This window comes from Arthrospira sp. PCC 8006 (assembly GCF_046480465.1).
GTDB lineage: Bacteria > Cyanobacteriota > Cyanobacteriia > Cyanobacteriales > Microcoleaceae > Limnospira > Limnospira platensis.
Map to the genome: position 1 here is coordinate 1 of NZ_PKGG01000214.1, position 8879 is coordinate 8879.

The window sequence follows — 8879 nt, forward strand, 5'->3', positions numbered from 1 at the left end:
ATAAGTCTAATTTTTGTGCTACAGTTGAACGGTTGGGAATTGCCAATTCTAACTCTATGTTAGTCAATCCAGTTCAAATTGGTCATTTGAATCTTTGCTCTAATTCAGAAAAGGGGGAATTAGAAGAATCTGATTTATTTACTCCTGATTCAAATCATCAAACAACACAAACTGATAATTCGATGATTAAGGATATTCAACTTGAAACTAAATTAAAGACTATCCCTAAATTAATAAAAATAGGTTTGACAGCCCCACAAATTTCAGAAACTCTTGATTTGTCATTAAATCAAGTACAGCATATTATAAATCAATTACAGCAAAAAATCAACTAGATCAGCCTTTTGTATGGCAAGATTTTAATTCAATAAACAAATATCTAAAACCAACTACTAATATGAAAAAGAATTTTGAAATATCGAGTGTTTTATGCTCAATATTTCAAAATCAATCAAGGTAATAGGCCCAGACAAAAGGTGTGATTGCTTCTTGATTTCCTGGGTCGATTTCACCTAAATTCTGATCCGCTTCTTTACGAGAATATTCATTAGGCCACTTCTCAAGAACCTTAATCAATTCTGAAATCGCCAAGTGCCTAATTGTTTCATTCCATCATTGAAACGTGGCATGATAAAACGCAAAAATAGAATCTCCTCGCCCATCTCTGCCGACTCGATTCAGCCAGCCCAACCGCAACACCAAATCAGCCCACGAAGTCTTACAGCTTGTTCGATATTTAATTAGTACAGTAACCGCATTTAGTAAACCAGTTCTTAAACGTATTTCCATCAGCATTAGAGCCAGTTTAATTAACTGTTCTAGTGCTTCCATTGCTCGTGTTGGAAACATTCTGACCACTGACTTAACCGTTGACCACAACATTTCAATAGGATTGAAATCTGGTGAGTAGGGTGGTAAATATTCTACTCTGGCTCCCGTAGCAGTGATCATTTCTTCAATGCCCTCCATTTTATGGATATTAAGGTTATCCATAACTACGACATCCCCTGGATTCAGTCTCGGAACCAAGTCCTGTTCAATAAAATCCTGAAAATCTTTACCTTTCATAGAGCCTTCTATGGCTTTTTTAGCTACCAATTATTCGATACTTATGGCTCCAATTAAGGTAATTTTTTGCCTTAATAAAATCGTATTAAATATCATGCTTTTTTGCCTTTTTTACTCCTCGCTATAGAGGGACTCATCCCTACCCAGAAAGCTGTCTCATCAATGAATATCATTTTTGAGGTATATCTCACCCGCTCTCGGTAATCAAATCGCTGTTGTTGACCTTCTTCCGTTGCTACCTTTTCTGACCGGTAANTTTTTTTTTAAGAGTTAGTTCTTCTTTTTTGAGGAATTCACACATTCCTCCGACGCTGACATAAACATCCAGCTCATTTAGGAGATGTTCTCGATACTGTCGAACTGTCCCATCTGGGTAATCTTGTACCATCTGAATAATAAAGTATCGATAAGATTATAGCTGGCTAGGACGATTGAGCCCGGGCTTTTGAGGAGTTAGATCTTGAGTTTCTCGATATTTTTTTGATATAACTATGAACAGTAGCAGGACTCATCATAAATTGCTCTGCAAGTTGCCTAATTGAGCCTTGGCCTAATTGATAGGCGGTGACCACTTTTTTCCTAAAAGCAACAGAATAACGGCTCATGGGTGAATCCAGTTGGAATTGAGTTTAGCCCTAGTTGATCACCAAGTTGTTATAGGTATTCATTGTTACACATATTTAATGAACAAGCTGTCATAGCGCTTTCCAGTCCCTTGGGGAGAAAGTACACCCCACTCATCCAGTTTTCCAAGTCTACGGTAGCGCCAAAATCTGCTAAGATGGCAGGGGATACGGTGGGGGTCAGAATCCACAACCGGGGTGATTCTCCGGGAGCGAGCCGTCTTTTTTCCCGAGTGGCTTGGCGTTCCCATTGCGCCTTCATATCTAGGAACTTCACCAGACAACTGCGAATTTCTCTGGGTTTAACAGGATTGCTAAAAGGCTCAAAAACCTCACTGGTGGTGGCTAATCTTCCCAATAAGCCTAGGTTACTAGCCGAGGCGAGATTTTCCGGGCGGGGTGTGAAAAAGATGTCAATTTCTCGCCTTTCTGAAGCCATGGTTTTGCTGGTTTCAGTTGCACCTAATTGCTTTAAGAGTTCCTGGATATATTGTTTGGTGAATTGGTCGTAGATAAATCTGGTCATTTATAGCTGTTTTCGAGGTCTCTAATTATTAATTAGACTCTAGTCAGGCTCCGACAGCAGTCCTCAATTGCTGCCTTCACCCCCCCCGACTGAGAAACCGGGTTTCTCAAAGAAACCGGGTTTCTTGACCCCCCCGACTCAGAAACCGGGTGATTTTCATTATGATGTCTTGCCATGGGGGTAGTTTTTTGAAATAATAGCCAGGTATCAGTTAAACTAATCAACAAATCCCATCAATGGGAGGGTACGATCGCAGATGATTTTATCTCGTGGTAAGTGTTTAATACTCAGCTTGCTGTTAACGACTTTCTTGGGCGGCTGTTATACGCGAAAAGCTAGGCAATGCGAAAAACTAATTGATGTGGTACACCGGGGTAATTCCTTAATTACAGCCCAAGGCGATCGCTACGATATAGCGACTACCAAACAGTTAGCCGTAGCACTTGATGGCATCGCTAACCAAGTAGAAAAACTAGATATTCACAACGAGGAATTACAAACTTTTCAAAATGGTTATAGCCAGAGTTTCCGGGAGATAGCCATAGGTCTCACCCAAACGGCTCAGGTGCTGGAAACCGGACAAACTATCCCCGTTAGCTTTCAAGGACGACAACAACTTAAACAAGCCAAACAACAAATGCACCAAGCCACAATCAGGACTCAGCAAGCAGGCGATCGCCATGATAATATAACCCAGGAAATGCTAGTTTCTTGTCCTCCGAAATCGACTAATTAATGGTGAATTTTTAGCAGTAAAACATAGTTACCTAGGCGCAATTTTTCCGACCAAAGTTCATACTCCAGTCGCAAAAATTCTGGCAGGGGATAACCAACTAAAGTTAGGTCGCGGGTAAAATTTCGCAGGCGAATTTGATTCGGTAAAGACTCCGACTGACCCTGAAGATAATAACGACTGAGCCCGTACATCCCTTTTTGCCATAGATGACGATAGCTAAATTTACTGTTCCCCTGCATAGTCATGACGGCACGAGCGGGGGACACTTCCAACCACAGGAGTCTGGGTGGGTGACATGGCGGTACAATGGGGACTCGATCGCCATGACTCTCGGATTGATAGTCTAACAGATCTGGTTCCTGTAGGATAAAATGAAACTGCTGTTTGTCTTTTTGGTACAAGGTAGCCGCTGTCTCAATTTGCGATCGCAGTGGTAAATCCGTAGAAATCCAAGATAGACTAACAGGCTTGCGGTGATGAGTGAGCATAAAATATCTTGTTAATTGATAGGATTTTCAGTCCTGATGGGAACTCAGGACCCCTAAAGCGATAGGATTTGAATATCAATCCTTATCTACATCTATCCTAATGCCATCTGTAGTTGTCACCCTAGAAAATACAGAAAACCAACAGAAACTCAAAATTAACCCTCCCACTTCCGGTTTATCCCTCCAGGGTAGCCTTACCATTCCTGGGGATAAATCTATCTCCCACCGCGCTTTAATGTTAGGAGCCCTAGCAGAAGGAGTTACCACCATTGAGGGTTTACTCTTAGGCGCAGATCCTCGCAGCACGGCTGAGTGTTTCTCTGGGTTGGGGGCAGAAATTTCGGAGTTGAACTCACAACAGATTAAGGTCAAAGGCTGTGGTATCGGTAATTTACAGGAACCCGACCGTGTCYTTGATGCTGGCAATTCTGGCACTACCATGAGGTTAATGTTGGGGATTTTGGCTTCTCACCCCGATCGCCTCTTTACTATCACAGGCGACAGTTCCCTGGTAAAACGACCCATGGATAGGGTTATTAGACCTCTCACCCAAATGGGGGCGACTATTTGGGGGCGGCGATCGGGTTCTTTGGCTCCTCTGGCGGTTCGTGGCCAACAACTCCAACCGATTCATTATCATTCCCCCATCGCTTCGGCTCAGGTCAAGTCCTGCATTTTATTGGCTGGATTGATGGTAGAAGGGGCTACAACCGTGACGGAACCTGCCTTGTCAAGGGATCACACGGAACGAATGCTAAAGGCTTTTGGGGCGCAATTAACAGTGAATCCAGACACTAACAGCGTGACGGTGTTCGGACCGGCTAAATTGCAGGGTCAAACTGTGATTGTCCCTGGTGATATCAGTTCGGCTGCTTTCTGGTTGGTGGCGGCTTCTATTGTTCCGGGTTCGGATATAACCATCGAAAATGTGGGGGTTAATCCCACCCGGACGGGGATTTTGGAGGCTATGGCTATGATGGGGGCTGATATTGAATCCCAAGGAGAAAGGCTTGTGGCGGGGGAACCTGTGGCAGATTTACGAGTCCGTTTCTCGCGATTAAAAGCCTGTGAAATTAAGGGTGATTTKATTCCTCGGTTAATTGATGAAATTCCGATTTTGGCAGTGGCGGCGGCTTTTGCAGAGGGGACTACTACGATCCGAGATGCGGCGGAATTGCGGGTTAAAGAAAGCGATCGCATTACGGTTATGGCTACGGAATTGACGAAAATGGGGGCGAAAATTTCGGAGTTACCTGATGGCTTGGAAATTACTGGCGGTTTCCCTTTACGGGGGGCTGAAGTGGACAGTGACACGGATCATCGTATGGCTATGAGTTTGGCGATCGCTGCTTTAAATGCCAAGGGTTCTACTACTATTCATCGCGCCGAAGCTGCGGCTATTTCCTACCCTGATTTTGTCGAAAGTCTACAGCAATTGATAATTGATAATTGATAATTTCGTAGGGGCGGGTTCTGCTGTCAATTAAATCTGTCACCGAGAAGACTAATAAACCCGCCCTCTCTCTCTCTGGCGACAGGTATCAATTAAATCTGTCACCGAGAAGACTAATAAACCCGCCCTCTCTCTCTCTGGCGACAGGTATCAATTAAATCTGTCACCGAGAAGACTAATAAACCCGCCCTCTCTCTCTCTGGCGACAGGTATCAATTAAATCTGTCACCGAGAAGACTAATAAACCCGCCCTCTCTGGCGACAGGTATCAATTAAATCTGTCACCGAGAAGACTAATAAACCCGCCCTCTCTGGCGAGAGGGGGAGAAAGTCAATTTTCTACGGTGTGACCATAGAGGTCATAAATATCAGCATCGGTGATTTTCACAGAAACTAAGGACCCTAAACGGGCGTTTCCTTCCACATAAACTAAGCCATCGACTTCCGGCGCAAACCTAGCCGATCGCCCTATGAACTCCCCTGTAGAGGGGTTTTCTTGTTCAACTAAAACATCCACCACCTGACCAATGCACTGGCGGTTACCCTTGAGAGAAATTGGCTGTTGTACCTGCATTAGTGCATCCCGTCGCGCGTCCATTACCGCCTGAGATACGGTGTTATCCAGAGTATAAGCGGGGGTTCCTTCTTCGGGGGAGAAGGTGAAAACACCAACATGATCAAATTCGTGGCGTTTCACAAATTTGAGGAGGTGTTCAAAGTGGCTGTTAGTTTCTCCGGGAAAACCGACAATAAAAGTAGTCCTAATTACAGCATTAGGCATAGCTGTTTTAATATTCTCGATAATATGGTCATTAACCTGACCCTGCCATGGACGGTTCATGGCGCGGAGAATTTCCGGGTGGGAATGTTGTAGGGGTAGGTCTAGGTAGGGGAGAAAATTGGGGGTTTCGGTGATCGCATCAATGACTTGGGGAGTTAGTCCGGTGGGGTAAGCGTAGTGCATTCTGATCCAGGGTACATCAACTTTACCCAAGGCGCGGATCAGGTCTGCGAGTTTTGGTTCACCATAAATGTCGGTTCCGTAGTTAGTGGTAATTTGGGAGATTAACACTAATTCCTGGACTCCCTGATCTGCCAATTGTTTGGCTTCGGTAACTATTGATTCAATGGTACGCGATCGCTGATTTCCTCGCAAGTGGGGAATAATGCAAAAGGCGCACCGATAGTTACACCCTTCGGCTATGCGTAGGTAAGCGACCCCTTCCGTGGTTGTCCGATAACGGGGGACGGTATGATCAGCAATATAGGTGGGGTCGGCAGAAATTTCCGAGACGCGATCGCCTTTTTCTACCCGATTAATTACATTAACAATTTTATGATAATCTCCGGTTCCTACTACTGCTACAGCTTCGGGAAGTTCATCAAGTAATTGTTCCTGGAAGTGTTGCACCATACACCCAGTAATCACTACTTTTTTATGGGCTTCGGCTAGTTCAACTATGGTGTTGACGGACTCTTCTCTGGCTGATTCAATAAAACTACAGGTATTCACTACCACATAATCAGCAGCCTCTTCGTTGGAGTCTACTTGATATCCGGCTTCGGCTAATAAACCGATCATGTGTTCGGTGTCGATGCGATTTTTTTCGCAACCTAAATGGGAAAATGCGATCGTTGGCTTGGTTGCCATAGTTGATAAAAGTTTGGATGCACAAACTCGGAACAGTACAAGTATACCATTATAGCTGTTAACATGACAATTGGCAATGGCATCAGTCAACTGATAACTACTTTTCTGTAATTCCGGTTTAAGGAATTTTGGGGAAGTGTGAGGGCGCTTTTTATTCTAAGGGTTCAAAATCTGGCTGAGAGGTTCACGGCTGGGGCTGTTTTTGGGGCTATTCAGACCATCAAAATAGGTAACTTGAGTTGGATAAGCAAACTCAATCCCCCTTTCTTCAAAGGCAGATTTTAGTTGATAATTAATCCGCTGTTGTATATCCATATACATGGCATAATCGCTGCTGAGAACATAGTAAACAATCTCAAAGTCTAGGCTAAAGTCTCCGAAACTTGAGAAGTGCGCCCGGTCAAATAGGGTGTTTTCTATAGGTTCGATAATCTCTCGAATGAGGGCGGGAATTTGTTGTAGTTTCTCCTGGCTGGTTTCATATATGACACCAATTTTAAACAGTATCCGCCGCCTTTCCATGCGTTTATAGTTATGAATACGAGAGGCGGTGAGGTTGGTATTAGGAACTACTACTTGTTCGCCACTTATGCTTTTAATGCGGGTGGTTTTAATCCCTACATAATCAATGCTTCCCGCCATGTCCCCAACTACGATAAAATCGCCGATTTCAAAAGGGCGATCGAACAGGATGGAGAAATAACTAAATAGGTCTTGTAGGACTCCTTGGGAGGCTAAAGCAATGGCTACACCCCCAATTCCTAAACCCGCTACCACGGCGGAAATATTGAAGCCGAGGTTATCTAGCACAAAGATAATTCCTAATACCCAGGCGGCGGTACGAATGGCTGGCAATAGGGCATTTAGGGCGCGGTCTACGGTTTCTATGTCTCGACGATTTAACCAGTATAACCGCATAGCATATTCAGCGAGGGATACCACCAGCCTCACACCTAAAAAGGTGGAGAAAATTAAGGCGATCGCATTAATTAAATTACCGAGAATTGGGTGCAATGATAAGTTAGTGATTGCCACATAAAATATAGCCACATAAGCCAGGGGGATTAGGGCTCTATCCCCAATTTTCACCAAGGCATCATCTAACCGACTATTGGTTTTAACCGCCCAGAGTTTTAACCGCCTCAAAATCATTTGTTCGATGACTCTGATGGCTAAAATACCCAACACAATAATCACAAAAGCGATTAAATAATCAGATAGGGTATTGGTCAATAATTCTTCTTGTAAAATCTCTAAAATATCCATCGTCAATTTTTCAACTGTTAACTGTCAATAGATGCCCAAATACTGGGGACTTGTTCTGGTGTAACGTGATCATACCAGACTTGCTCCGGTAAGACCAAAACCATCGGCCCATTACCACAGGACCCCAGACAGCCGCTAGGAGTAATGACCCCGACGGAAAAATTGGCAGCCTGAAAAGCCTGTAAAACCTTGGCTGCGCCTTGTTTACGACAGGTCTGATTATGACATATTATGATTTGGATAGAGTTAGATACAGACATTAGAGCGAAAAAAAGTCCTGATAGTTTAAAATTGGGTAGCAGAAAGGGTTGAATCTGCACGAGTGTTAAAGTGTTGAGGCAAAAATCACAGCAACCACAGCAAATTTACTATCAACCGGGGTTTCTTGGTTTAATGGCTTGTGCCATGTATTTTAACCTGTGTACGTTATCATCACCCGCACTCGCCCAGATTAGACCAGATGGAACCCTACCTCAAAATAGTATAGTCACTCCCCAAGGTAATGTTATCAACATCGAAGGTGGAACCCAAGCGGGAAATAACCTCTTTCATAGCTTCGGGGAATTTTCCCTTAGCACTGGTAGCATCGCCTTATTTAACAATAGCCTAGATATTCAGAACATTATCAGCCGGGTAACGGGGGGAATGCCATCAAATAATTGATGGTCTGATACAAGCCAACGGAGTCGCCAACCTATTTCTATCTTATTCCCAAACTTTCACCAATAAAAACCCCGACCTAGGGAATTGGATCGGGGTACAGGGCAATTAAGCTAATTCTATGGGGCTTATTATCGCATATCCCAGAGAGCCTTAAAAAGCGTCTCAGCTAGTTTCCTGGATGTGGCATTCCTTGCTGCTTTCAACGCCGCCCCAGAAACTTTGTTCCCTTTGTGGTATGCTCTAGTTACCCAATAAACTCTAAGCGAATGAGCCTCTGGGGATTTTGGTAGGCAATCGTAGGGGGTTGTCGCGATCGCACCCCCACCCGGTTTCTGTTCGCGATGAGTCCCCCTCTCGACTGCCCGAACAACAAACTGATGCAACACCGATCGCGCCTCTTTGCTT

The 8879-nt window shown here is 44.1% G+C and carries 8 protein-coding genes and 4 pseudogenes; 4 read left to right on the forward strand and 8 right to left on the reverse strand.

Annotation, left to right across the window (positions count from 1 at the left end; genetic code table 11):
* A pseudogene (locus B9T16_RS22425) lies at nt 1-335 on the forward strand (hypothetical protein); the annotation flags it as partial.
* Nucleotides 336-447: 112 nt separating this feature from the next.
* Here the strand turns inward: B9T16_RS22425 and B9T16_RS22430 are convergent.
* From B9T16_RS22430 to B9T16_RS22440, 3 genes and pseudogenes are all read right to left on the reverse strand, one after another.
* The gene (locus B9T16_RS22430; RefSeq protein ID WP_410245819.1) at nt 448-591 is read right to left on the reverse strand and encodes a hypothetical protein; all 144 of its coding nucleotides are present in this window, start codon (nt 589-591) and stop codon (nt 448-450) included.
* A 145-nt stretch (nt 592-736) separates the two neighbouring features.
* Nucleotides 737-1673: pseudogene (locus B9T16_RS22435) on the reverse strand (IS630 family transposase).
* A 91-nt stretch (nt 1674-1764) separates the two neighbouring features.
* Nucleotides 1765-2217: pseudogene (locus B9T16_RS22440) on the reverse strand (hypothetical protein); the annotation flags it as partial.
* A 256-nt stretch (nt 2218-2473) separates the two neighbouring features.
* On the opposite strand from B9T16_RS22440, the gene B9T16_RS22445 reads away from it, so the two are divergent.
* On the forward strand, nt 2474-2953 hold the full coding sequence (locus B9T16_RS22445; RefSeq protein WP_410245820.1) for a hypothetical protein: 480 nt from the start codon (nt 2474-2476) through the stop codon (nt 2951-2953).
* Here B9T16_RS22445 and B9T16_RS22450 read toward each other — a convergent pair.
* On the reverse strand, nt 2950-3441 hold the full coding sequence (locus B9T16_RS22450; protein ID WP_006616158.1) for a hypothetical protein: 492 nt from the start codon (nt 3439-3441) through the stop codon (nt 2950-2952). The two genes, B9T16_RS22445 and B9T16_RS22450, sit on opposite strands and share 4 nt — an antisense overlap.
* A gap of 100 nt (nt 3442-3541) precedes the next feature.
* On the opposite strand from B9T16_RS22450, the gene aroA reads away from it, so the two are divergent.
* Nucleotides 3542-4894, forward strand: a complete 1353-nt coding sequence (aroA, locus tag B9T16_RS22455; protein WP_410245821.1) for a 3-phosphoshikimate 1-carboxyvinyltransferase — start codon at nt 3542-3544, stop codon at nt 4892-4894.
* 331 nt (nt 4895-5225) lie between these two features.
* Here aroA and rimO read toward each other — a convergent pair whose 3' ends face one another.
* From rimO to B9T16_RS22470, 3 genes are all read right to left on the reverse strand, one after another.
* The gene (gene rimO, locus B9T16_RS22460) at nt 5226-6545 is read right to left on the reverse strand and encodes a 30S ribosomal protein S12 methylthiotransferase RimO (RefSeq protein ID WP_410245822.1); all 1320 of its coding nucleotides are present in this window, start codon (nt 6543-6545) and stop codon (nt 5226-5228) included.
* 156 nt (nt 6546-6701) lie between these two features.
* Nucleotides 6702-7811: a mechanosensitive ion channel family protein gene (locus B9T16_RS22465; protein WP_006616329.1), complete on the reverse strand. Its 1110-nt coding sequence runs from the start codon at nt 7809-7811 to the stop codon at nt 6702-6704.
* Nucleotides 7812-7828: 17 nt separating this feature from the next.
* Entirely contained in the window at nt 7829-8071 is a 243-nt protein-coding gene (locus B9T16_RS22470; protein ID WP_410245823.1) for a (2Fe-2S) ferredoxin domain-containing protein, read from the reverse strand.
* A gap of 70 nt (nt 8072-8141) precedes the next feature.
* Between B9T16_RS22470 and B9T16_RS22475 the strand changes: the two genes are divergently transcribed.
* Nucleotides 8142-8474: a filamentous hemagglutinin outer membrane protein gene (locus B9T16_RS22475; RefSeq protein ID WP_006616327.1), complete on the forward strand. Its 333-nt coding sequence runs from the start codon at nt 8142-8144 to the stop codon at nt 8472-8474.
* Between the two features lie 128 nt (nt 8475-8602).
* Here the strand turns inward: B9T16_RS22475 and B9T16_RS22480 are convergent.
* Nucleotides 8603-8879, reverse strand: a pseudogene (locus tag B9T16_RS22480) (IS110 family transposase); the annotation flags it as partial.

Coding starts and splice junctions, on each gene's coding strand:
- B9T16_RS22450 (WP_006616158.1), bottom strand. CDS start 3,441: ATGCTCACTCATCACCGCAAGCCTGTTAGTCTATCTTGGATTTCTACG.
- B9T16_RS22470 (WP_410245823.1), bottom strand. CDS start 8,071: ATGTCTGTATCTAACTCTATCCAAATCATAATATGTCATAATCAGACC.
- B9T16_RS22445 (WP_410245820.1), top strand. CDS start 2,474: ATGATTTTATCTCGTGGTAAGTGTTTAATACTCAGCTTGCTGTTAACG.
- rimO (WP_410245822.1), bottom strand. CDS start 6,545: ATGGCAACCAAGCCAACGATCGCATTTTCCCATTTAGGTTGCGAAAAA.
- B9T16_RS22465 (WP_006616329.1), bottom strand. CDS start 7,811: ATGGATATTTTAGAGATTTTACAAGAAGAATTATTGACCAATACCCTA.